We start from the raw sequence: 23,922 nt of genomic DNA, 5'->3' as shown, positions 1-23,922 counted from the left end.
AAATGAAACCGAAAATCTTCATCGACGGCGAGCACGGCACCACCGGTCTCCAGATCAGGGCGCTGCTTGCCGAGCGCGGCGACCTGGAGATCATCTCGATTCCGACCGAGCGCCGCAAGGAACCGGCGGCCAGGGCCGAGTTCCTCAACGCCGCCGATGTCGCGATCCTGTGCCTGCCGGACGCAGCCGCGAAAGAAAGCGTCTCGCTGATCAGCAACGACACGACGAGGGTTATCGACGCCTCGACCGCGCATCGCGTGGCAGAAGGCTGGGAATATGGTTTTGCCGAAATGGACAAGGATCAGGCCCGAAAAATCGCTTCGGCGAAGCGCGTCACCAATCCAGGCTGCTGGCCGCAAGGCCCGATCGCGACGCTCAGGCCGCTGGTGGCGGCCGGGCTGTTGCCGCCGGATTTTCCTGTCACCGTCAACGGCATCACCGGCTATTCGGGCGGCGGCCGACCGATGATCGAGGACTATGTCGCCAAGGGCGAGGATGCCTCGGAATTCCTGCCCTATGCGCTGACCCTGCAGCACAAGCATGTGCCGGAGCTCAGGACCTATGCGAAGCTGTCGCATGATCCGATCATGCAGCCGGCGATCGGCAATTTCGCGCAAGGCATGATCACCGTGGTGCCGCTGCAGCTCGGCGGCCTCGACTATGTGCCGACCGGCGCCGAGCTTCATGCGGCGATCGCCGATCATTTCGCCGCCATCGATGGCGGCGTGGTCGAGGTTGCGCCCTATGCGCATCTGGAGCGCGTGCCAGAGATCGATCCGGAAATCTACAACGGCACCAACCGGATGATGCTCCATGTCTTGGCCAACGACGACAGGGCCCAGGCGCTGCTGCTCGCCGTCTACGACAATCTCGGCAAGGGCGCCTCGGGTGCTGCCGTGCAGAACATGGATCTGATGCTCGGCCTCAGGCACTGAATGGACGCTCCGGCATTTCCGAGCCGCTGGAAGGTCGGCGCGCTAGAACTGATCGCCGAGACGTTCAGCAGCCTCATCTGGAAGGTTTTTCGCGCAGACGGCTCGCCGGCGATCGTCAAGGCCCTCAAAGCTTTCGACGACGTCGAAGACGAGTTGCGTGGCGAGCATTTCCTCGCCTGGCGGCGCGGCGAAGGCGCGGTACGGCTGCTCGGCCGCGACGGCCACTGCATGCTGCTCGAATATGCCGGTGAAACCTTGCTGTCGCAGGTCCTCGCCGAGCAGGGCGACAATGCCGCTACGGCTATCGCGGCCGAAGTGATGGCACGACTGTTCTCGCCATCCGACCACCCTGCCCCACCAGATCTTCAGCCGCCGCGGGTACGGTTTTCCAGTCTGTTCAACAAGGCGAGGATCGATCGCGACGCCGTCGAAAAGACCCTCTATGTCGAAGCGGCTGCGACCGCGGAACGGCTGTTGGCCGATCCTGTCGGCGTGCTGCCGCTGCATGGCGACCTGCATCACGACAACATCCTGCACGGAGCGCGCGGCTGGCTGGCGATCGACCCGAAGGGCGTTCTCGGCGATCCCGGCTTCGACGCGGCGAACATGTTCTACAATCCGCTCGACCGCGACGACCTTTGCCGTGATCCCCGGCGGATTGCCGACATGGCAGAAATCTTCGCCAGGACGCTCGGCCAAACGCCACCAGCCATCCTGGATCACGCCATTGCATATGGCTGCCTGTCGGCGTCATGGCATCATGAAGACGGCAATGCGGTCGATGAGAACCGCGAATTGTCCATTGCCTCGGCGATCAGGACGGTGCGGCTCAGCCTCTGATGGCGATCTGGTTGGGCATGGGATAAGCGCCCTGGGTGCCGCGCCAATGCGCTGCGGCAAACCCCAGCAGGACAAGCGCGAATGCCTGATGCGTCAGCGCCGTGTGCAGCGGCACCTGCATCAGCAGCGTGCCGATGCCGATCAGGGCCTGCACCAGCACCAGCAGAAACAGCAGCGTCGCGCGGCGCGCATGGGTGGTGCCGGGCTGGCGGCGGTGGGTGGCGATCATGTGCCAAAGTGCTGCGACTGACATCGCGTAGGCGCCGAGCCGGTGGATGAACTGGACCGTCTTCGGGCTCTCGAAGAAATTGCGCCATGCCGGCTCGAGGATCAACAGATCGCCGGGAATGAGCTTGCCGTCCATCAGCGGCCAGGTGTTGTAGCTCAGGCCGGCATCGAGCCCGGCGACCAGCCCGCCGAGATAGATCTGGATCAGCGCCAGCAACACCAGAAAGCCGGCCAGACGCTGGGTCGAACGGTCGGCGGCGGGCTCGGAATGCGGGGCCAATCCACGCGCGACCACCATGGTCGCGGTGAAGATCAGCGCCGCAAGCGTCAGATGCGTCGCCAGCCGGTACTGGCTGACGGAGACCCGGTCGACCAGCCCGGACGCCACCATCCACCAGCCGATCGCGCCTTGCAGGCCGCCGAGAAGAAGAATGCCCAACAGTTTCGGCCCAAGACCGCGCTCGATGCGGCGCGTCGCCCAGAAAAACACCAGCGGCACGGCAAAAACCACGCCGACACCGCGCGCCAGGATCCGGTGCAACCATTCCCACCAGAAGATCGACTTGAACGCTTCGATGCTCATGCCCTTGTTGAGCTCGGCATATTGCGGGATCTGCTGGTAGCGCTGGAATTCCTCCTGCCATTCGGCGTCGTTGAGCGGCGGGATGATGCCGTGGATCGGCTTCCATTCGGTGATCGACATGCCGGACTCGGTGAGCCTGGTGGCGCCGCCGACCAGCACCAGCACAAATAGCACCAGGAGCACGACGTAGAGCCAGCCGCGCACCAGCGCCCGGTTACGCAGGTCGCGGTCGCGGGCCATGAATGGCGCGGCAGCTGATATGGCAGCCATAGACTTGTCCCGGCAGGTTGCAGTCGCGGATTGGTGAACCATCGCAATCCAACTGGCAAGACCGGACAGCGCGGCACGCCGTCGCGCCGCTTCTTGGCTGTTGCGTGCCTCTTCCGTTGGGCCTAAGCGATAGGGATCAACCGGATCGCGAAATGCCCATTCGCCTGAAAAAGCTGATCGGAACAATCCTGCTGGTGGCGCTGGTCATCGTCTATGCGCTGGTCGCATCGATCGTGGCGGTTGCCCAACTGGCGGAATCGGGACCATGGGCGCATTTCCTGTTCTTCCTGCTCAGCGGCATGCTCTGGGTGCTGCCGGCCATGGGCATCATCAAATGGCTGATCCTGGAGCCGCCGCGGCCGAAGAACTGAGGTTTGCTCGCCGCCGCCGGATGGTGAAGGCTGACGCCGAGGCGGCTCAGCGTGGTTTTCTTCCTTCCGTGTCGCCGATCGGAACGCGGCGCCAAGAGTAGTCATTGCCGAACCACTGCTCAGACGTCGCGTTTGGGGCCGATTGCGGACCGACAGCCTTGGGTCCGGGCTCTTAAATCGCGGACCCTCAGCTCGGCGGGAATATTGTCGTGACGTGATCCGATCCGGTCGTCCGGGATGGGTAAGCTCGGCCGTCCAGAAGCAGCTCGAAGCCGCCACTGACAGTCGCCGAAATAAGGCGTATGAATGTTTATCGCTGGCTAGCGCGCTCTAGCTCACAAGCCTTCGGGCGCGCCGACAAGATGTCACCTCTGCCGGATTTCTTTGCTCGATTCCGGTCCAGGCTCATTTTCGCGGTTCGGAGAGCGTTCTGATGCAGATCATCCAAAGCCGCCGCCGCTTTCTGGCCGGCCTCTCGGCAGCTGGTGCTGTCGGCCTCGTCGGCGCCGCGACCCCGGCCAGCGCCGAGCCGCCGCCCGAGACCAGCCGGATTCGTCTGAGCAAGACCTTCGGCATCTGCCTCGCACCGCTATTTGTCGCGGAGGATCTGCTGTATGCCGAGGGTTTCACGCATGTGGATTATGTCGAGACCCAGCCCGGCACTGTGATGGCGACAGACACGGCGAGTGGCAAGATCGATTTTGGCCTGAATTTCATCGCGCCCACGATTGTCGCCGTCGATCAGGGGCACAGGCTGACATTGATGGGCGGCGTTCATCCGGGCTGTTTCGAGCTGTTCGTCCAGCCAGGCATCGACAGCATCCTCCAACTCAGGGGCAGGAAAGTCGGTGTCCAGGCACTCGGATCCAGTCCGCATCTATTCATTGTCAGCATAGCGGCCCATGTCGGGCTGGACCCGGTGCGCGACATCGTTTGGGTGAGCGATCCCGACGTGAAGCCGAAGGAATTATTCCTGCGTGGCGATGTCGATGCCTTCCTCGGCTTCCCGCCGGAGCCGCAGGAGCTGCGCGCCAAGGGGGCTGGCCGCGTCCTCCTCAACAGTGCGCTCGATCGGCCGTGGTCGCAGTATTTCTGCTGCCTGCTGGCCGGCAATCCCGGCTTCGTCGCCGCCAATCCCGTCGCGTCGAAGCGGGTGATGCGTGCCATTCTCAAGGCAGCCGATCTGTGCGTGGCCGACCCTGCCATGGTCGCGCGCCGTCTCGTCGAGGGAAAATTCACCGCTAATTATGACTATGCGTTCCAAGCCCTTGGCGAGGTCCCCTACAAGCGGTGGCGGGACTATGACGCGGAAGACACGGTGCGATTCTATGCACTGCGCCTGCGCGAGGCCGGCGCTATCGCCGCGAGTCCCCAGGAGATCATCGCCAAGGCTACGGATTGGCGCTTCCTCAATGAGCTCAAGCGCGAGTTGAAGACATGAGTATGTGGCCGGCACGCGTCTTGTTATTGGCGCTGCTCGTTGCTTGCCGGCGCATTCACCGCGCAAACGGTCTCTTGGCCGCGAGGCGGGGGCAGGACGTTTGGCGGAGTAAGTTTTGCGCTCGCAACCAACGCAAATTGGGCGTATCGTGGCATATCGTCGATTGCTAATAGATGAGCGACGACTGAGAGCGCAAGACTCCCGCATCGGACTGGGCGCGCTAGATACACAACTACTCGTCGCGCCCACGAGACTACCTGCCTCTGCCGAAACCTCTTTTGCTCGGTTCCGGCCAGAATTGCCTTTTTGCAATTCGGAAGAGAGGAGCGTTCCGATTCAGATCATGCAAACCCGCCGCCGATTCCTCGCCGGCGCTGCAATGACAGGCGCTGCCGACGGAACGGACTGGCGCTTCCTCGACGAGTTGAAGCGTGAGCTGAAAACCTGATCCCATTTGTCTCAAGGGGAGACGTGGACATGCAGTTCATCCAGAACCGCCGCCGTTTCCTGGCCGGCGCTGCGTCAGCCGGCGCCGCGGGCCTTATCGGCACCTCGACACAAGCCTGGGCTGAGCCGCTGCCGGAGACCACCTCGGTCCGCCTGCCGCGGTACATCGGCGGCGCCTATTGCTGGGCGGGCCTGTACCTCGCCGGAGAGATGCTGCGCGCCGAGGGGTTCTCCGATGTCCGCTATGTGCAAGGTGACAAGAAGGTTGATCATTCGGCGTGGATCGCAAACGGCGAGACGGATTTCAGTGTGAACTACGTGCCGATTCATCTGGCATCGATCGATGCAGGAGTGCCGATCAGGGTACTAAGCGGACTGCACTCCGGGTGCCTCGAACTGATCGCCAACGACAGCGTCAGGGGCATCTCGGATCTGCGGGGAAAGCGGGTTGGGGTCTTTACGCTTGATTCGCCGCAATACGTGTTGGTTTCTCTAATGGCCGCCTATGTTGGGCTTGATCCCGTCAACGACATCGAATGGGTCATCGAAGAGCACAATTTTGCGGAAGGCTTCGTCGAAGGAAAGTACGATGCAGTGCTCGGCCAACCGCCCCGCACGCAGGAACTTCGCTCCAGGAAAGTAGGCCACACGATCCTCAACTCGACCACCGACCCGCCGTGGTCGCAGCACTTCTGCTGCATGATTTCCGCGACTGCGGATTATGTAGACAGATATCCGGCGGCGACAAAGCGCGTCCTGCGGTCCATACTCAAGGGCGCCGACCTCTGTGTCTCGGATCCGTCATGGACTGCAGGGCAGCTGGTCGATCGAGGTTTCGTCCCCAGCTACGAACTCGCGCTGCAAACGCTTGGCGACATCCGGTACGACAGATGGCGGGATTTCGACGCCGAGGCCTCGATGCGCTTCTACGCGCTGCGCATGTACGAAACGGGCATGATCAAGTCGAGTCCGCAAGAGATAATCTCCACCGGGACGGACTGGCGCTTCCTCAATCAACTAAAGCGGGAGTTGAAGACGTAGGCAATCGCCGACACGCCGTGCCCATCAGGGAAGGAGAGGCTAATGCAGATCATCCGGAACCGCCGTCATTTTCTGGCCGGCGCGGCGGCCATAGGCGCCGCGGGCCTTATCGGCACGACGACACGAGCGCAGGCCGAGGCGCCGCCCGAAGTCACCAGCGTCCGTTTGCCCGCTTTCCCCAATGTCTCAGATTGCCAGGCGGCCATGTACGTTTCGGAGGAGCTGCTGCGCGCCGAAGGCATCATGGACGTACAGTTCGTCACATCGGGCACGGGCCCTGATTCCGCGGACTGGATAGCCAATAACGAACTGGATTTCGATTGGAACTTCCCGCCCGCACATATCCGCTCGATCGCCAACGGCGTGCCTATCACGGTACTGGCTGGCATGCATGCAGGCTGCCTCGAACTGTTCGCGAATGACAGCATCCGCAGCGTTAAGGACCTTAAGAGCAAGCGCGTCGGCGTCGATGCAATTCTGGGGATTCCGCACATGCTCCTGGCGATCATGACGGCAAGCGTCGGGCTAGATCCCAACAACGACATCGACTGGATTGCCACCCCGAACTTCAACCCAGTGGAAATGTTTGCCGCCGGCAAGATTGATGCATTTCTCGCTGGACCGCCCCAACCGCAGGAAATGCGTGTCAAGAAGCTGGGCCATGTGATTCTAAACACGAGCCTCGACCGCCCGTGGTCGCAATACTTCTGCTGCATGCTCTCCGGAACTTCGGATTTTGTTCAAAGGTATCCAGTGGCGACGAAGCGCGTGCTGCGCGCCATGCTGAAGGCCGTCGACCTCTGTGTGTCTGATCCAGAGCAAGTGGCCAGAGCCGTGGTCGAAAAGCGCTTCGCTAGCAGCTACAACTACGCGCTGCAGGCGATGACCGATGCGCGCTTTGACAAATGGCGGGAATACGATGCGGAGGATACGATCCGCTTCTACGCGCTTCGCATGCAGGAGACGGGCATCGTCAAGCCGGGCCCGCAAACGATCATCACCGAAGGCACTTACTGGCGCTTTCTCGACGAGCTCAAGCGTGAGCTGAAGACGTAGACCTATCGCCGACACGTGGCGCCTTTTTCAAGGGAAGGAGAGACTCGTGCAGATTGCCCAGAACCGTCGCCGTTTCCTCACAGGCCTGTCCGCGCTCGCAGGTGCGGGTCTTGCAAGGGGCCGCAACGCGGCCGCCGCCGAAGCGGCACCTGAAACCACGGTCGCCCGCTTTGCGGCGGCGCCGGGTATCTGCATCGCTCCGCAGTACGTCGCCGAGGATCTGATCCGCGCAGAGGGGTTCTCGGATTTCGGCTTCGTGGCCGCCGACGCCGGTATCGCCCAGACCGAGATGCTGGCGCGCGGCGAGATCGACTTCGGCATTGACTTTGCCACGGCCCTAATCATTCCGGTCGACACTGGCGCCCCGATCAAGGTGATCTCCGGAGTACATGTCGGCTGCTACGAGTTGTTCGGACGCGAGGACATCAAGAGCATCGCGGATCTGAAGGGCCGCAAAGTCGGCGTCGGCGGCAATCTGTCGTCGGATCCGCATATCTTCGTCAGTGCCATGGCGACCTATGTCGGCCTCGATCCGCAACGCGACATCGAATGGATCGTCGGCGAAGCAAGGCCGGCGGAGCTCTTCGCCGAGGGCAAGGTCGACGCCTTCCTGGCTTTTCCGCCTGAGGCTCAAGACCTCCGCGCCCGCAAAGTCGGTCACGTCATCCTCGACAGTTCCAAGGACCGGCCGTGGTCGCAATATTACTGCTGCATGCTCGCGGTCAACGCCGCCTACGCCGAGAAAAATCCAGCTGCCACCAAGCGCGTCATCCGGGCCATCATCAAATCGGCGGACATCTGCGCGGCCGAACCGGAACGAGTGGCACGCCTCCTGGTGGATGGCGGACGCACCGAACAATACGACTACGCCGTGCAGTCGCTCCGCGAGCTCCCATACTCCAATTGGCGCGACTTCGATCCCGAGGACACGATGAGGTTCTTCTCGCTGCGGCTGCATGAGGCCGGGATTGTCAAGTCGAACCCAAACGACATCATCGCGAACGGCACGGATTGGCGCTATTTCAACGAGATCAAGCGCGAGATGAAAATCTGAACCTGCTTTGTCCTGGGGAGGAAGCGTGACATGCGGATCATTCAGAACCGACGCCGTTTCCTGGCCGGCCTGACGGCTGCCGGCGCCACAAGCCTCGTCGGCGCTCCAACTCGAGTTCTTGCCGAGCCACCGCCGGAGACCACGCGCATTCGCTTGGCCAAGATCCCTGGCGTTTGCATCGCGCCGCAATACGTAGCCGAGGAACTGCTTCACGCGGAAGGCTTCGACGAGATCGAATATGTAGAGTCCGAGCCGGGGACCGCGACTACGGTAAACACGGCTAGCGGGAATGTCGACTTCAGCTTGAACTTTATCACGTCGTCGATCGTGGCGATCGACCAGGGCAAGGCACTGACCCTGTTGAGTGGCGTCCACCCCGGCTGCTTCGAGCTTTTCGTCCGGCCGGGGATCGATAGCCTCCGTGACCTGAGGGGCAAGAGAATCGGCGTACAGGCGCTGGGGTCGAGCCCGTATTTGTTCCTTGCCAGCATGGCAGCTTACGTCGGGATCGACCCGCTGCGCGATATCAACTGGGTAAGCGACCCCCAAGTGCGGGCGAAGGAGCTGTACGCAAGCGGCGAAGTCGACGCCTTCCTCGGCTTCCCGCCGGAGCCGCAAGAGCTTCGAGCCAGGGGCATCGGCCGCGTGCTGATAAACAGCACGCTGGATCAACCGTGGGCCGCATACTTCTGCTGCCTGCTTGCCGGCAACGCGGATTTCGTGCGTGAGCATCCGGTTGCCTCCAAGCGCGTTCTGCGCGCCATCCTCAAGGCGGCGGACTTGTGCGCGGGGCAGCCCGACGTTGCGGCGAAGCGGCTGGTCGAACGGAACTTCACCGCCAACTACGACTATGCCTTGGGGGCGCTTACCGAGGTGCCATACCGGAAGTGGCGCGAGTACGATTCAGAGGACACCGTTCGTTTCTATTCGCTGCGGCTTCAAGAGGCAGGCATGATCAGGTCAACGCCGCAGACGATCATCGCCAACGGCACGGACTGGCGCTTCCTCAACGAACTCAAACGCGAGTTGAAGACATGAGTTGCTGGCCGGCATGCGCATTGGCACTGGTGTTGATGGCCGGGCCGGCACACGCGCACGACGCACCGGACGACGAGCGCCTGCCGACGATCGGACAGGCGCCGGACTTTACCTTGGTATCGCAGGACAATGTGCGGGTGTCGCTGCACGACTTTCGCGGCAAGGTGCTCGCCGTCTCATTCATCTATACGTACTGTACCGACGTCTGCCCCATGCTGACCGCCCATATGGCCAGCGTGCAGGAAAAGTTGGGTACTGCATTCGGACCCAAAATCGCCTTCGTTTCGATCACCGTCGACCCGGAGCGCGATACGCCCGATGTCTTGAAGGAATATGCGCAGAGTTTTGGCGCCGACCTGAAGGGCTGGTCGTTTCTCACCGGTGATCCGGCGGTCGTCCGTGAGGTGGGACGGAAATACGGGGTCATCGCGAAGAAGGCGGCGAACGGAGATGTCGACCATACCTTGTTGACGTCGCTCGTGGACCCCGGTGGCATCTTGCGAGTACAGTATCTTGGTGTCCGGTTCGACCTGGAGGAGTTCCGGGATGACCTTCTCAGCCTCTTGGACGAATCCAAATAGCATAACGAACCGGCTCGTTGGCTGGGTTGCCCGGCTGCCGGCGCGCGTCCAGACCAAGCTCTTGATCGCGTTCCTGTCGATCGTCGGCCTGCTGATCGTGCTCGGGGCCGTCGGGTTGCAGGTGCTGAGTGGGGTGAACGATCAGACCAACGAGCTGATCAAGCTGCAGCGCAGGATCGCGGCCTACCGCCAGGTACAGCACGATACGACCACCCAGCTCTACGGCATCTCCACCGCCCTGTTGCTTCAGGACGACCGGATGCTGGATACGGCGCAGCGCCAGCTCAATCAGTTCGGCTACGACCTCGACCGCATGGAATTCGTCGCCAAAGCCGAGGTGGAAGTGCTTGGCCAGGTCAGGCAAGAGTACGAACGGCTGACGGCGGGGGTGACGCACGTGGCAGAGCTCGTCCGCGCCGGCCGCACTGAGGAGGCGCGCAAGGTTCAGCTTGATGAAATCATACCGTCGGCTGATAGCCTCGAGCGGCTGACAAACCAGCTGGTCAACATGGCCGAAGCCGACATGGTGGCGGCCATCGAAACGACCGAGGGTGCGTACGGCACGTCCAGACTGATCGTGGTCTCGTTTGCGTTGGGCAGTATCCTGCTGGCGTTGGGGCTCGGCTACATCATCTCCTGGTCGTTGATCGAACCGGTCAAGAAGATCGAGACGCGTCTCAGCCAGATAGCGGCCGGCGACTTCGCCCAACAGGTTGCCGTCGCCAATCGCGACGAACTTGGAGTACTTGCCGCTAACGTCAACCAGACCTCCGACCAGCTGGGGCGCCTGTATCAGGAGATCGAGACGCGCACCCAGCAGCTCGACGAAGCCCTTCAGCAGCAGACAGCCACCGCAGACGTTCTGAAGGTCATCAGCCGCTCTACTTTCGATCTGCAGGTCGTGCTCGATACGTTGGTGGAATCGGCTGTCAGGCTCTGCCGTGCCGACAAGGGTGGTATCGTGCAGTTGCTGGATGGCGTATTCCGCTATGTGTCGACGCATGGCTATCCGCCGGGTTTCCGTGCTTATGTCGACGCCAATCCACTTCCAGCGCTTGCCGCAGGCCGAGGCTCCGCCGTAGGGCGCGTAATCGAAGAACGGCGGATCGTGCAAATCGAAGACGTGACCGCTGATCCGGACTACCGCGTTGCCTTGATCGCTGAGGCAGGCGGATTCCGCACCGTCCTCGCTGCCCCGTTGTTGCGGGAAGGTGATCTCGTTGGCGTATTCGTCATGACGAGGGTTGAGCCGCAACCTTTCAATCCCAAGGAGATCGCGCTCGTCGAGACATTCGCCGACCAGGCGGTGATCGCCATCGAGAATGCGCGGCTCTTCGAGGCGGTGCAGTCACGGACGCGCGAGCTTGCCGCGTCTGTTGGTGAGCTCGAGGCGCTTGGTGAGGTGAGCAAGGCGGTCAATTCGACGCTGGATCTCGACACCGTGCTGAAAACGATCGTCGCCAAAGCGGTCCAGTTGTCGGAGACGGATGCTGGCACCATCTACGTGTTCAGCAGCACGCGGCAGCAATTCCGTCCGCGCGCAAACTTCGGTATGAGCGATGAGCTTATCGCCGCAGTCTCATACCAGACGATCGGGCTGGCCGACATGGGGATCGGCGACGCGCCCGGGCACTGCATGCCGGTGCAGTTTCCCGACCTCAGCGAGGAGACCTCATCCTTCCTTGTAAGAAAGACGATCGTCGACGCCGGATATCGTGGTATCCTGATCGTTCCGCTGCTGAGGCCCAACAAGATCGTCGGTGCACTGGTCGTCAGGCGCCACAAGCCAGGTGCCTTCGATGAGCAAGTTGTCCACCTGCTGGAGACCTTCGCAGCCCAATCGGTGCTCGCAATCCAGAATGCCAAGCTGTTCCGCGAGATCGAGGAGAAAGGCCGGGAGCTGGAGGCAGCTAGCCGCCACAAGTCCCAGTTCCTCGCGAATATGAGCCACGAGCTCAGGACACCGCTCAATTCGGTCTTGGGCTTCACAGAACTGCTGGTCGACGGCATCTACGGCGAACTCCCGGACAAGGCAAAGACGACCGTCGCGCGCGTGCAGGCAAACGGCCGTCACCTCCTCGGGCTCATCAACGACGTACTCGACCTTTCCAAGATCGAAGCCGGCCAGCTCACGCTGGCGATCGAGGACTACTCCGTCGCGCAGATTGTTCGATCGACCGTTACGGCTGTAGAGCCGCTGGCACGAGCGAAGGGTCTTGAGCTTTCAACGACTGTTGCCGAGAACCTTCCATTCGGCCGCGGGGACGAACGCCGTTTGACGCAGGTCCTGCTCAATCTTGTAGGCAATGCCGTCAAGTTCACCGAAACGGGTGCGGTCGACATTCTTGCCGATGCGGTCGACGGGCACTTCGAGATGACCGTCCGAGACACCGGTCCCGGCATCGCGTCCAAGGACCAGGCTCTCATCTTCGAAGAATTCCAGCAGGTCGACAACAGCAGTACCAGGCAGAAGGGCGGTACGGGTCTTGGCCTGGCGATCTCGAAGCGCATCGTCGAAATGCATGGCGGAACCATAGACGTCGAGTCCGTGATCGGGTCAGGGTCGACATTCCGTCTGAAGGTACCAATCCGGGTGAATGAGGACGTGAGGGCCGCATGAGCAAACGAATCCTGATGGTGGAAGACACCGAGGACAACCGCCAGATCATCCGCGATCTCATTGCCACCACCGAATACGAACTGATCGAGGCGGCGGACGGCGCCGCCGGCATCGCTGCAGCCGGAGCGCACAAGCCAGATCTGATCCTTATGGACATTCAGCTCCCTGTGATTGACGGGTACGAAGCGGCTCGCCGCATCAAGGCCGACCCGGCGCTCCGGCACATTCCGATTATCGCCGTCACCTCCTATGCGTTGTCGGGCGACGAGGCGAAAGCCCTTGCTGCCGGGTGCGATGGTTACATTGCCAAGCCATTCAGTCCGCGCCAGCTGCTTTCCGAGATTCGCGGGTTCCTTTCTTGAGGGAGGCAGCGCCGTGCACGATCCGCCTCGCATTCTCGCGGTCGACGATACTCCGGAAAACCTCGAGATCTTGCGCATGCGCCTCGAGGCGAATGGCTACGAAGTTGCAACCGCCGCCGATGGTGAAGAAGGGCTTGCGAAAGCCCGCGAACTCACGCCGGACCTGATCCTGCTCGACATCATGATGCCGAAGCTCGACGGCATCGGTGTGGTACGCATGCTCAAGCACGATCAATCGCTGCGATCGATCCCCGTTATTCTGGTCACCGCGAAAGCCGACACGAGCGACGTGGTCGAGGGGCTGGACGCCGGTGGCGACGACTACCTGACTAAGCCCTTCGAGCACAGGGCGCTGTTAGCGCGGGTGCGCTCGATGCTGCGCCAGAAGGCGCTTCACGACACTGTCGCGAGCCAAGCCAAACGCCTTGAGGACCAAGCCGCGCAACTTTCCGACTGGAATCGGTCGCTCGAGCAAACCGTGGCTGAGCAGGTGACGGAGCTCGAGCGAATGGCGCGGCTCAGGCGGTTCCTGCCCGAACAGGTCGCCGACCTCATCGTTGCGGCGGGCAATGGAGATGCGCTCTTGCAGAGCCACCGTCGCGAGGTGACCGTTGTCTTTTGCGATTTGCGCGGCTTTACAGCCTTCGCGGAGACCGCCGAACCCGAAGAAGTCATGACAGTTCTTGCCGAGTATCATTCCTGTCTTGGTGAACAAATTGTCCGCCACGAGGGGACTCTCGAGAGGTTCGTGGGCGACGGTATCGTCGTGGTTTTCAACGATCCACTGCCATGCGCCGACCACAGCGAGAGAGCTGTCTCAATGGCTGCTGCGATGCGCGACGCGATTGACGGGCACTCAGAGCGATGGCGCAAGCGGGACTATTTGCTTGGCTTTGGGATCGGCATTGCCAGGGGCCACGCAACCATCGGGCGCATCGGTTTTGATCGGCGCTCGGACTATGCCGTCATTGGCACCGTGTCGAACCATGCCGCCCGATTGTGCGAGGCCGCCAAGTCCCGCCAGATTCTCGTTAGCCAACGGGTCCTCGGCGCTGTCGAGTCGCTGGTCGAATCCGTTCTTGTTGGCGATCTGACGCTGAAGGGTTTTCGCCGCCCAATGCCTGCCTATGAAATCGTGCGGTGGTTCGGTCGGCCAGGCTAGCTTTAGACGCACTCCGGTCTCTTCCGGGCGATACGACCCGTCGAATCGTCGGCACAAAGCATTCCAGCCACGACCGATCTCGAAACCGCCCGCAACGGGGGAGGAAAGTGTGCGTTCTGCCAGTAGCAACCCGATGGCAGCTGGGTTCGGATGCCGGCCATCCACGTGTTGGCTTGGCGCCGGGGCCGGCGACCGAAACCCATCACATAGGCTGCCCGCGCCCTCTGCAATAGAAATGTCGCTTTTGGTGAATGGACGGGGCTGTGGGAATGACTGTCATTAGGCGCAAAGCTGCTATTCCTGCTAAAGCTGGGTAGCAAATCGCCCGCGATGTCACCAACTGCCGAAAGTGTAAGGGGCGCAACGGGCTGATGGGCCTCTCGCTCATCGGGCCTCTTGTCTTGAAGGAGGAGCGCCAGGATGAGTACCGACCGGGACACCGTGCGGTCCTATGATCCTATGATGCGGTCGCGGCGGAGTACGCTGCCGAGGCCGCGGCGATGCCCGAATGGGTCGCGACCGAGATCGATGCGTTCGTGACCGAGCTGGGTGGCTCGGGCAGGGTGCTGGAGATCGGAAGCGGTGGCGGGCGAGATGCACTTGAGCTTGAGAAGCGGGGGATTAGCGTCCGGCGCACCGACATTTCGAAGGGTTTCGTCGAACTGCTTCGCGAGAGGGGCTTCGAGGCCGACCTGTTGGACCCGCTGACCGAAGACCTGGCCGACCCGCAGCGTTCCGGCACGCCGTACGACGGGATCTGGGCCTGTGCCTGCCTGATTCACGTCGCGCGCGAGGATTTCGGCACGGTGCTTGGACGGCTTGCCGAGGCGACCCGGCCCGGTGGCCGACTGCACGCCTCGGTTAGAGAGGGCGATGGCGAGGATGTGTCCACACACGGCAGCGCTGCAGCGCCTCGGCGCTACGTCGAGACGTATTGGCGCGAGTCTGCCCTGCGGTCCGCACTCACAGACGCCGGATGGATCGTCAGCGAGGTACGTCGGTGCATCGGAAAGCCCGATGATCGGTGGCTGAGCGTTCGGGCGAGTCGGGCGTGACGGACAAACACCTTGCGCAGAAGGTCAGCATTCGGGATCTGCCTCCATGTTGTGCTACATCGAGACTCGCCGGCGGCGGCGACAGCGACACGGGTGGCAAGACATGCTGGACATCGAGAAGGACACTGCGAAGAGGATCATCGACGCGCTGGCGGTCGCCATCGACGGCAAGCCCTCTTCGGCCAAGAGTTTCAACCAATTCCCCTACGAGGACCTCGCCGACTACGGCAACTGGGGTCAAGACAACAATGACTCGAAGAGGGACACGCCGCGCACGCGGGCGCTGTTCATGGCCTACGTCGTCTTCTCCGGCGGACGCATCCCACTGCGCGGCATCGAGATGCACGGGACCTATTTCCGGCCGGACGTCTGGGTCGCGGGTGCGCTCGTCAAGAAGGGCTACCTGACCGTCGACGAGAGCGCGCAGGAATTCGTGGTCACGCAGGACGGCTGGAGCTTCGTCGCTGACACGCTGGAAGTCCTCGGGAAATAGCCGCCATGCAATACGCCCTGGTCGATAAGGGAACGGCGCGTCCTTTCCGAACGGCAGAGGCATCAGTGGGACGCGGAAGGTCAGGATTGGGTGGATTGTGTTGAAAAAGTCTGTCGCCCGTGGAGCACGCACCTGAAGTAGAACGGCGTTTCTTGCCGCGCGCTTCTCAGGAATCAGGATTCACAGTTGGCCAATTTGTGGAACAGAATTCTATCCGAGCGGGCTCACGGCCTCGGTCGCGGACTTTTTCAACATATCGGTGGAATGTCGACGTTCAGGTTGGATTACCCGCGGGCTCTACGCCGATAACATTCTGCTCCGCGTCCGTCGTGAACGTTCCCTTCGATTGATCCAATATTACAAGCACGTTGCCGAAAGGGTCACATACACGGGCGCATCGTCCGATCGCGATGTCGAACGGCGGTTCCACTGCCGTTCCGCCCGCTGCCAAAAATTCTCGAAATGCCGCGTCCACATCATCAACCAGAATATCGATCTCGGGACCAATACGAAGATGAACTACTAGTTCTGCATCTGCTTCAGGCAACGCGAAGCCGGCAGCTTCCGCGTCCCGCCAGATGAGGGCATGGCCGAGCCGATCCCGATAAAAGGATATGGCTTCGTCAAGATCGCTCACATGCAGTAGATAGTTGTCGAGTTTTCGGAACAACGGTCTTTTGGCGGCCTCGTAAGCCATTGCGGGACCTCGCGCAGTATCACGGGCTCACATCAGTGCCCAAGATTATGGTTCCGCGACGAGTTCCGCAACGGCTCAGCGTCGGCTCCAGCTCGCGATCGGTGTGGAATGCGGACCTAAATAGCTTCCGGGTAGTGCGGAACTTCCGACGTGGCCAAAGGTTTCGAAGGACATGTCCTACACCGCAACGCTCGTCGCCATTGCGGCGGTTCATGTTATTGGCAATCCTGGCTTCGGCCCAAATCTGGTGCTTGTGAGCCAAGTTGCGGCGCGACAGTTACGACAGGCGGGATTGCTGGCCGGCATCGGCCTGACGCTTGGGCGACGGCGGCAAACTCGCGGAGACGGTTGAGGAGATGCAAACGATCATCGACACGGGTAATCGCGACCGGCTCTACTAACTTGATGAACCACGGTTGCCGGCTTCATGCTGACGCGGCGTGCTACTCTGCCAACAGAGGGATCATGCAGATTATCGATCATAACCTTCAGCCGACAGAAGAGTGGCGTCCCGGCGTGTTGACCAGAATGCGCGTTTCTGCGGTCACCGAGGCAGCCACGCTCTGCATATTCGAACAGTGGGTCGCAGGCGGAAGTGGCACACGTACCTCACACCCATCCCGTCGAGGAAGTCTTGACCGTGCTGGAAGGCCAAGCCGAGCTGTGGTTGGATGATGTACGAGAAACAGTATCGACGGGACAATCAGTCATCGTGCCGGCTGGCAGCTGGCATGGCTTTCGTAATACCGGAAGCGCGACATTGCACATGCAGGCCATACTGGCCGCGCGAACCTTCGAGGCCTCTTTCGAGGGGCAGCCGGAAGTGACGAGGCATTGGGCTACCGCAAAGGCGTAAGACCCGCCATCTTGACGACGGAATGGGTCGAACTTGTGTAAAAATGCCGCGCCTGGCTCCAATGTGATCCGTGGATCGTGTACTGCGACGAACGTCGGGATCGGGGATCAGCGGATATGGGCGAGGAAGGCTTGGCAGAGATCTCAACCCGGTATATTCGCTTCGCTGATACGGAAGCTCGCAGTCGCTCACCGCTCTATGAGGAGTTGGCTCGTGCTGTCGCAGGGGACCGTGAGACACTCGGCTTCCTGTCGACCCTCCCGGAGGTGAAGCGGCAACCGAATCTTCTGCTTGCCGTGGTGCGTCACCTGTTCGGCACACCGACAGGGTGGACCGAGTTTCGCCAGGCGGTTCTGGCGCACCCCGAGCTTGTCCGCTCGCTCATGCTCGAGCGCTCGACGCAAACCAACGAGCCGGGAAGGTGCGCCACACTGCTGCCCGTCCTGGCGCGCCTGCCGCAGCCATTGGCCCTCCTGGAGGTCGGGACTTCCGCAGGGCTCTGCCTTATGCCCGACCTCTATGGCTACGACTACGGGCGCACGGTGCTCCGCGCACCCGTCATGGCCTCGGAACCGCCTGTCTTCCGATGCTCCGCCAGCGAGACAACGCCATTGCCGACGGCCCCGCCGCATGTCGTCTGGCGAGCGGGATTGGACCTGAACCCGATCGATGCTTCGGACGCCTCGCAAGTCGCATGGCTTGAGACGCTGGTCTGGCCGGAGCAGACGGCGCGGCTTGCCAATCTGCGGGCCGCCCTAAAGATCGCTGCCACAGTCAAGCCTCGGGTGGTGAAGGGCGACCTGCGCGGGAGCGACCTCGTGCGGCTCTGCAGCGAAGCGCCAAAGGACGCTACCCTCGTTGTCTTTCACACGGCCGTCCTCGACTATGTCTCCGACCCGGCAGACCGAGAGGCTTTCGCAGAACAGGTGATGCGTCTCTCTCCGTATTGGGTATCGAACGAGTTCCCTCGCGTATTTCCGTCCATCGCCACAGGCGCCGGAAAAAGCCGGCCGCCAGGCCGCTTCCTCCTATCTGTGAACGGCTCCCCTGTCGCTTGGACCGACCCGCATGGCGCCTCGCTCGAATGGATCGCGGACGAGGCGTAGGCGGCTGGCAGTCACAACGTCTCCAAACCGCTCGCCAAAGGTCAGCTACAGGTCCGACTCAAGCCGTTGCGCGAAGCGCAGCTTTGAGGGAGCGCCATGAAGGTCGCCTTATGGCGCGACCTGCTCGTTCTGGCGGATGAGCCGAACAGCAGCGTCGCCGCGTGACGTTCGCGACATTCGCATCGCGGCCGCTCCAAACGGCTTGATGTCGCCTTATTTGGTGTTGGAGCAAGCTATCGTGTTAAGATCGCTGGTCGGCACCGTGCTACCTCAGGGGCAACGCGGCTGCAAGTGCCGGTTCGTACGCATGAATATACTGCCAAGCTGACCGCAAATGACAATGCAAAGATTTTCTTGCCGCAGATTTTCGCAAAAGCAAGGAGACGTTCATGAGCGCAAGTGGCCGATATCTCCGGAGCCTGATTGCATGCATGCTTGCCTGTGTCTTCTGGGTGGATACCGCTTCAGCGCAGTCGAATAACGCCGGCTGTACGTTCCGACTGGTAGCAGGTACGTCCCGACAAATTCTGAGATGCCGGGAAGGCCTTACCATCATTGCGGAAGATGGCGCTCGTTTTGCACTGGTGGACCGTGATCGAAATGGTAGTGCCGATGCGGTCAGATTACGGCGCAAGGCGCTGTTGCTCGATGCTCCAGCCGGCAGGGTCCGGGGTGGCTTCGCTGTCGTCACCCCGCAGGCGATCGCCGCCGTGCGAGGTACAAAATGGGCAGTCGACGTTGCCCGTGGCAAGACGTCTGTTTTCGTCGTCAAAGGTCGCGTCGCCGTGCAAAGGCCGGCGTCCAATGCTGGCGTAGTCCTCGGGCCGGGCGAAGGCGTCGATGTGGAAGCCGGAACAGGAACACTGACGGTCAAGCGCTGGCCCGCCGCACGTGTTTCGGCTTTGATGGCCCGTTTCGGTCAGTAAGCTAAATGAGCGGGCGAGCGCTTCAGACGCTGATCGCGCTCGTTCTGGCGGGTCTTTGGGGGGCCGGCCTTGGCTTTGCGCACTGGCGCGGCAACATGTGGTCCCTCGATCGCGTCGAAGCAACGATGACGGATCTTCGAACGCTTGTTCGGGGAACGGCAAAGCCGCCGGAGCTGATTACCATTGTCGCAATAGACGACGAAGCGGTCCGAAACGACGGCCGCTACCCCCTCAGCCGCGCCACGCTTGCCCGGATTGTCGATACGATAGCTCGCTTTGGGCCGAAAGCCATTGCGGTCGACCTGCTGCTGGTCGATCCCGGGAAAAAAGGTGATGATGAGGCGCTCGCGCGCTCGCTGCGTGGGACTTCAAGCGTAATCGCTGCTGCAGCGGTCTACTCGGGAGGTAAACAATCGATTGCAGTCGAGGGCGATGGCCCTCTCGCCCGAGTGCCGAATGCCAAGCGGTTTCTGTGGCCCCTGAAAGCGTTCTCGGATATCGCCGCTGTCGGCGTTGTGAACGTGGTTACCGACTGGACGGGAACGCCTCGGTTCGTCCCGTTGCTGTTTCGGGCCGGAGATCGGACGGAAGCGTCTTTCTCCCTGCGCGTTGCCGCCATGGCGGTGGGAGAGGATCCGGGAATTGCGCCCGACTATCTATCTCTGGGCGGACAGCGGATTCGGACGGACATTGGTCACATACTCCCTCTGACATTCTATGGCCCCCGCGGCACGATCCGCACGATCAGCGCCACGACGGTGCTGGGGGGCCAAGTCGATGGCGGCATTATTCGGGATCGAATTGTTGTGATCGGTGCAACTGCAACCGGCACCGGCGATGTTTTCCCGACACCGTTTGATCCCGTGCTCCCAGGCGTCGAGGTCATGTCGACGGCCATTGCCCATCTGATGACCGGCGACGGCATAGTGCGAGATCAGTACGTTCGCCTTGCAGATGCCGGCTTTGCAGTGGTGCTGCCAGTGGTTCTTGTGGGGCTGTTGGCATGGCGTCGCAACGCCATCGGCCTTGCGGCGATCGTCGGCGTGGTCGTGATCTGGTTCGTGGTCAATATGACCGCATTCTCACACCATATCTGGCTGAGCGCGGCGTTGCCGATGGCTGCCGCCGTTCCGCCAGCTATTTTGTTCGGGGCCGCGCAGCTTTGGTTGGGCAGGAACCAGGCCCAGTATTTCGCCACGCAGAGCGAATTGCTTCAACGAGTTCAGGCCCCGGGCTTTGCGGAGTGGCTCGCGAAGCATGGCGACTTTCTCCTGGAACCTGTCCGGGGGGACGCCGCCATCATATTCATTGACCTGTCCGGTTTCACCGGACTGAGCGAAACATTGGGGCCGAACGCCACACGCGAACTTTTGAACACGTTCCATGCATTGGTGGACGAAGAGGTGACAAGCTGCGGTGGCGTTGTCACGAATTTCATGGGTGACGGAGCCATGATCGTGTTCGGTCTACCGGAAGCAGCGACAGATGATGCCTTCAATGCTGCCCGCTGCTGCGCAGCGCTCTCCAGCCGTACCAACAACTGGCTCGTCTCGTTGCCCGCATCAACTGCATCTAGGCTCGGCTTCAAGATCGGAGCGCATTACGGAACAATCGTTGCGTCGAGACTCGGTGGCAAAGGCCGTCAGCACATCGCGACTACGGGTGATACGGTTAACGTCGCCAGTCGCTTGATGGAGATCGCGGCCGACCAAAATGCCGAAGTCGCAGTGAGCGACAAAATGCTGCAAGTCGCCGGCCGCGACTGCGAGTTGTTCAAATCTGGTGGTCTAAGAGGACCTGTGGAAGCACAGGTCCGCGGGCGTTCAGGCTCGCTCGCAATCTGGCTGTGGCAGAGTGCGCAGACGCTGTAGGATACCAGGCCCCGTGAACAATGATGGTACCGGAATGTCTGAATGGCGCCCGTTTGGCCGCGACACTTCAAATCCTGCCTGAGGCCTAGGCCACCCGAACGGGAGATTCTGAAAAAATCCGCATTGTTGGAAGGCAGCTTCGGGTCACGACGTGTCCTTGACCTCCCATCAGGGGCAACCGCAAGGAGTCGGTTCTTGCCGTCCACCGGAGTGTCAAACCACTAGATGGTGACAAGCATCTTGCCGGCATTGGCCAGCGGCGTCGTCACGCCCGACAGCATCGTGCGGATATGGGCAACGCTCTGATAGCGGCCGTTGACCGAAATGCGCGGCAGCGCCTGCAGGAAACCGGCATGTTCGGCGCGCAGCACGCCGTGGCGTGTCGTCACCGCCGAGGCATAGCCGGCGTCGCGGGCAAAGCCGACTTCGCGATCGCCAACGGCGCTGGCATAGCCATAGGGATAGGCGAAATGGCGCGGCGCCTCGCCAAGCTCGGCCTGCAATATGCGCCTGACGTCATCGACCTCGTGCCGCGCATCGGCTTCGGAAAGCCGCTTCAGGTTGCGATGATTGACGGTGTGCGCGCCGATCGTCACCAGCGGATGCCCTGCCATGGCGCGGATCTCGTCCCAGTTCATCAACATGCTCTGGCGCGCGCCCAACTCGATACCGTTCGACTGCGCCAATTCGCGCAGCACCGCGCGCTGGTCCTCCTCGCGGACCTCCAGCGTCAGATGGTCGTGCAGGCGCGCAAAGGCCTGGATTTTCTTGCCCGGGGTCGCGCAATCGATCGTCACCGGACCGTTCGGTGTCGTCAAAACCAGCCGGTTCCGCGCGCTGACGATGTCCTCGACCACCTCCCACCATAGATCGGCGGCGCCGTTTATCAGCCCCGGCGCGACATAGATGGTGACCGGCGCGCCGTGCTTTTCCAGCACCGGCAGCGCCTCCGTCATGTTGTCGCGGTAGGCGTCGTCGGCGGTGATCGCCGCGAACTGGCCACCCTTGCCGCCAGCCTTGATGCGCTCGATCGCCTCGTCCAGGGTGACGAACGCATAGAAGTGCGCCTTCATGTCGGCGATGACAGCGTCGAGGAACTCGGGCGCGATGTTGAGATGCCGGTTGACACTATCAGGCTTTTCCGGCGTGGCGGTGACCCGATGCAGCATCAGGATGGCGCCGATGCCGCCGACGAACGGCTTGGCCAGCGGGGCAAGACCGGTATAGCGCACGACGTTGAGCGCCAGCTTCCGGATCGCCTCGCCCCCGTCGATCATTCATTCACCTTTTGCGCCTAGGCTCATCCAAGCACGGAATGCGCCTATGCGCGCCCCCAATCGCGGTGAATACGCCCTAAAGGATTGAGGTATGGTTGACGCCACCGCGTCATTTGACGGCAATCGGCTCGAGGCAATGGAGGCGGCGCCGCGCGCGGTGCCTGCGGATCATGCCGGCCTGTCGGTCGCCGACGGTGCGGCACTTGCGGCCTATGCCGAGTTCTGCGGTTCGGCGCTGTTCGCGCCGGCGCAGAGCCCGGCCTGGATCCTGAACTGGGCCAGATATGCCGAAGCGGACACCGTCTTGGTGATGCTGAGCGCTGACGGCCGGCCGGTTTTTTCGTTGGCGCTGGAAGTCACCAGCCGCGGTCCGTTACGCGTCGCCCGTTTCATGGGCGGCCGCCATGCCAACGGCAATTTCGCCGCCGCCGACCCGTCCTGGCTGACCAAGGCGGATGCTGCTTCTATCCGCTCGATGCTGGCGGCGATCGCGAAGGCGCGGCCGGACATCGACCTCGTCGCGCTGGAACGGCTGCTGCCCGACCTCGACGGCATTGCCAATCCGCTTCTATCCCTCCCCCATTTTCCCAGCCCCAACCTGTCGCTGGCCGTCGACCTGGCGGGAGGGTTCGATGCGCTGCTCTCCCGCGCCAGCGGCAAGCGCAGGCGCAAGAGGCACCGCTCGCAGGCGCGCAAGTTAGAGGCCGTCGGCAGCCACCGCCGCATCGAGGCGCGGACGGCGGACGAGGTGAACAGGCTGCTCGATGCGTTTTTCGAGATGAAGGAGTTCCGCTTCCGCAAGATGGGCATCGCCAACGTCTTCGGTGAGGCCGAGGTTCGTGCTTTCTTCCGCGCGTTGTTCGTCGAAGCGCTTTGCGAGCCGTCCTTCGTGCTGCATGGGCTCGAAGTCGCCGGCAAGCTTCGCGCCGTCACCGGATCGAGCCGCTCGGGAAAACGCCTGGTCTGCGAGTTCGGAGCGATCGCCGACGACGACCTTGCCCATGCCAGCCCCGGCGACTTCCTGTTCTTCGACAACATCGAGGAAGCCTGCGAGAGGGGGTTCGATGTCTATGATTTCTCGGTCGGCGACGAACCCTACAAGCGGCTGTGGTGCGATATCGAGACCCAGCATTTCGAGGTCCTGATTCCGCTGACGCTGAAGGGCCGCGCGCTGGTGTTTGTCCTGCGGCAAGGCGCGCGCCTGAAAGCCTTCGTCAAGAACAGCCCGACGATCTGGAGGCTGACCAAGATGCTGCGCCGCAAGACGGCCGGACAGGCTGTGCCAGCAATGGACGACGGTTAGCTATAGCGAATGGCCAGACCCGGGACGGAAAGCGCCACGCAGCTACTGGTCTAGCTCGTGATCGAAAGCTTTCGACGATTCCGGGGCGCTGGTCGCCTCAAAGGCCGCGATATCGGCATCATCGAAGTCATCGAGGCTCAACACCCGTCGGTCGCGGCGCTTGAGACGATGATATTCCTCAGTCGAGATCATCACGGTGCGCTCCCGACCGTTGCGGGTGACCACCACGGGCTGGCTGAGCGCCATGTCCTGATAACGTCCAATATTGCGCTGAAACTCGGCCGCGTTGACTTTGATCATTTTCCTGCC

23 protein-coding genes and 1 pseudogene are annotated in these 23,922 nt (G+C 61.9%); 20 read left to right on the top strand and 4 right to left on the bottom strand.

Annotated features, from left to right (window positions below; translation table 11 throughout):
* The first annotated feature begins 2 nt into the window (after positions 1-2).
* Positions 3-935 (top strand): N-acetyl-gamma-glutamyl-phosphate reductase, encoded by a 933-nt coding sequence (gene argC / locus AC0L16_RS14105; protein WP_473621439.1) that lies wholly within the window; start codon positions 3-5, stop codon positions 933-935.
* The gene (locus tag AC0L16_RS14100; RefSeq protein ID WP_473621437.1) at positions 936-1,775 is read left to right on the top strand and encodes an aminoglycoside phosphotransferase family protein; all 840 of its coding nucleotides are present in this window, start codon (positions 936-938) and stop codon (positions 1,773-1,775) included. It abuts the gene before it with no gap.
* Here the strand turns inward: AC0L16_RS14100 and AC0L16_RS14095 are convergent.
* Complete coding sequence (locus AC0L16_RS14095; RefSeq protein ID WP_473621436.1) at positions 1,765-2,856, bottom strand: COX15/CtaA family protein; 1,092 nt, start codon at positions 2,854-2,856, stop codon at positions 1,765-1,767. The genes AC0L16_RS14100 and AC0L16_RS14095 overlap by 11 nt on opposite strands.
* A gap of 152 nt (positions 2,857-3,008) precedes the next feature.
* On the opposite strand from AC0L16_RS14095, the gene AC0L16_RS14090 reads away from it, so the two are divergent.
* From AC0L16_RS14090 to AC0L16_RS14030, 13 genes and pseudogenes are all read left to right on the top strand, one after another.
* Entirely contained in the window at positions 3,009-3,227 is a 219-nt protein-coding gene (locus AC0L16_RS14090; protein ID WP_023798362.1) for a DUF2842 domain-containing protein, read from the top strand.
* Between the two features lie 433 nt (positions 3,228-3,660).
* The gene (locus AC0L16_RS14085) at positions 3,661-4,668 is read left to right on the top strand and encodes an ABC transporter substrate-binding protein (protein ID WP_473621434.1); all 1,008 of its coding nucleotides are present in this window, start codon (positions 3,661-3,663) and stop codon (positions 4,666-4,668) included.
* A gap of 343 nt (positions 4,669-5,011) precedes the next feature.
* Positions 5,012-5,116, top strand: coding sequence for a twin-arginine translocation signal domain-containing protein (locus AC0L16_RS14080; protein WP_143744420.1), 105 nt, complete (start codon positions 5,012-5,014; stop codon positions 5,114-5,116).
* A 29-nt stretch (positions 5,117-5,145) separates the two neighbouring features.
* Complete coding sequence (locus AC0L16_RS14075) at positions 5,146-6,156, top strand: ABC transporter substrate-binding protein (RefSeq protein WP_473621432.1); 1,011 nt, start codon at positions 5,146-5,148, stop codon at positions 6,154-6,156.
* Positions 6,157-6,198: 42 nt separating this feature from the next.
* Complete coding sequence (locus AC0L16_RS14070; RefSeq protein ID WP_473621430.1) at positions 6,199-7,212, top strand: ABC transporter substrate-binding protein; 1,014 nt, start codon at positions 6,199-6,201, stop codon at positions 7,210-7,212.
* A gap of 46 nt (positions 7,213-7,258) precedes the next feature.
* On the top strand, positions 7,259-8,266 hold the full coding sequence (locus tag AC0L16_RS14065) for an ABC transporter substrate-binding protein (RefSeq protein ID WP_473621428.1): 1,008 nt from the start codon (positions 7,259-7,261) through the stop codon (positions 8,264-8,266).
* A gap of 30 nt (positions 8,267-8,296) precedes the next feature.
* Positions 8,297-9,304 carry an ABC transporter substrate-binding protein gene (locus AC0L16_RS14060; protein WP_473621426.1) on the top strand — a complete coding sequence of 336 codons (1,008 nt, stop codon included), beginning with the start codon at positions 8,297-8,299 and terminating at the stop codon, positions 9,302-9,304.
* A 29-nt stretch (positions 9,305-9,333) separates the two neighbouring features.
* Positions 9,334-9,885, top strand: a complete 552-nt coding sequence (locus tag AC0L16_RS14055) for an SCO family protein (protein ID WP_473621468.1) — start codon at positions 9,334-9,336, stop codon at positions 9,883-9,885.
* Entirely contained in the window at positions 9,851-12,505 is a 2,655-nt protein-coding gene (locus tag AC0L16_RS14050) for a GAF domain-containing protein (protein ID WP_473621424.1), read from the top strand. The genes AC0L16_RS14055 and AC0L16_RS14050 overlap by 35 nt, the downstream gene beginning before the upstream one ends.
* Entirely contained in the window at positions 12,502-12,867 is a 366-nt protein-coding gene (locus tag AC0L16_RS14045; RefSeq protein WP_123148693.1) for a response regulator, read from the top strand. The genes AC0L16_RS14050 and AC0L16_RS14045 overlap by 4 nt, the downstream gene beginning before the upstream one ends.
* A gap of 13 nt (positions 12,868-12,880) precedes the next feature.
* Positions 12,881-14,029, top strand: a complete 1,149-nt coding sequence (locus AC0L16_RS14040) for a response regulator (protein WP_473621423.1) — start codon at positions 12,881-12,883, stop codon at positions 14,027-14,029.
* Between the two features lie 420 nt (positions 14,030-14,449).
* A pseudogene (locus AC0L16_RS14035) lies at positions 14,450-15,084 on the top strand (class I SAM-dependent methyltransferase).
* A gap of 103 nt (positions 15,085-15,187) precedes the next feature.
* Complete coding sequence (locus AC0L16_RS14030) at positions 15,188-15,577, top strand: hypothetical protein (RefSeq protein WP_473621421.1); 390 nt, start codon at positions 15,188-15,190, stop codon at positions 15,575-15,577.
* Positions 15,578-15,851: 274 nt separating this feature from the next.
* On the opposite strand, the gene AC0L16_RS14025 is transcribed toward AC0L16_RS14030, so the two are convergent.
* Positions 15,852-16,274, bottom strand: a complete 423-nt coding sequence (locus AC0L16_RS14025; protein WP_473621419.1) for a VOC family protein — start codon at positions 16,272-16,274, stop codon at positions 15,852-15,854.
* Between the two features lie 640 nt (positions 16,275-16,914).
* Between AC0L16_RS14025 and AC0L16_RS14020 the strand changes: the two genes are divergently transcribed.
* From AC0L16_RS14020 to AC0L16_RS14005, 4 genes are all read left to right on the top strand, one after another.
* Positions 16,915-17,130 carry a cupin domain-containing protein gene (locus tag AC0L16_RS14020; RefSeq protein WP_473621467.1) on the top strand — a complete coding sequence of 72 codons (216 nt, stop codon included), beginning with the start codon at positions 16,915-16,917 and terminating at the stop codon, positions 17,128-17,130.
* Positions 17,131-17,261: 131 nt separating this feature from the next.
* The gene (locus tag AC0L16_RS14015; protein WP_473621418.1) at positions 17,262-18,236 is read left to right on the top strand and encodes a DUF2332 domain-containing protein; all 975 of its coding nucleotides are present in this window, start codon (positions 17,262-17,264) and stop codon (positions 18,234-18,236) included.
* Positions 18,237-18,625: 389 nt separating this feature from the next.
* Complete coding sequence (locus AC0L16_RS14010; RefSeq protein WP_473621416.1) at positions 18,626-19,162, top strand: FecR domain-containing protein; 537 nt, start codon at positions 18,626-18,628, stop codon at positions 19,160-19,162.
* Between the two features lie 5 nt (positions 19,163-19,167).
* Positions 19,168-21,033 carry a CHASE2 domain-containing protein gene (locus tag AC0L16_RS14005; RefSeq protein WP_473621414.1) on the top strand — a complete coding sequence of 622 codons (1,866 nt, stop codon included), beginning with the start codon at positions 19,168-19,170 and terminating at the stop codon, positions 21,031-21,033.
* A 221-nt stretch (positions 21,034-21,254) separates the two neighbouring features.
* Here the strand turns inward: AC0L16_RS14005 and AC0L16_RS14000 are convergent, their stop codons facing one another.
* Positions 21,255-22,310, bottom strand: a complete 1,056-nt coding sequence (locus AC0L16_RS14000; RefSeq protein ID WP_473621413.1) for a polysaccharide deacetylase family protein — start codon at positions 22,308-22,310, stop codon at positions 21,255-21,257.
* Positions 22,311-22,401: 91 nt separating this feature from the next.
* On the opposite strand from AC0L16_RS14000, the gene AC0L16_RS13995 reads away from it, so the two are divergent.
* A complete protein-coding gene (locus tag AC0L16_RS13995; protein ID WP_473621411.1) occupies positions 22,402-23,613 on the top strand; it encodes a GNAT family N-acetyltransferase in 1,212 nt (403 codons plus the stop codon).
* Between the two features lie 42 nt (positions 23,614-23,655).
* Here the strand turns inward: AC0L16_RS13995 and AC0L16_RS13990 are convergent, their stop codons facing one another.
* Positions 23,656-23,913: a type II toxin-antitoxin system Phd/YefM family antitoxin gene (locus AC0L16_RS13990; RefSeq protein ID WP_473621409.1), complete on the bottom strand. Its 258-nt coding sequence runs from the start codon at positions 23,911-23,913 to the stop codon at positions 23,656-23,658.
* Positions 23,914-23,922: the final 9 nt, after the last annotated feature.

Source organism: Mesorhizobium sp. WSM4848 (assembly GCF_055811375.1).
The sequence above is the reverse complement of the archived record's forward strand: the minus strand, read 5'-3'. Positions and strand labels throughout refer to the sequence as shown.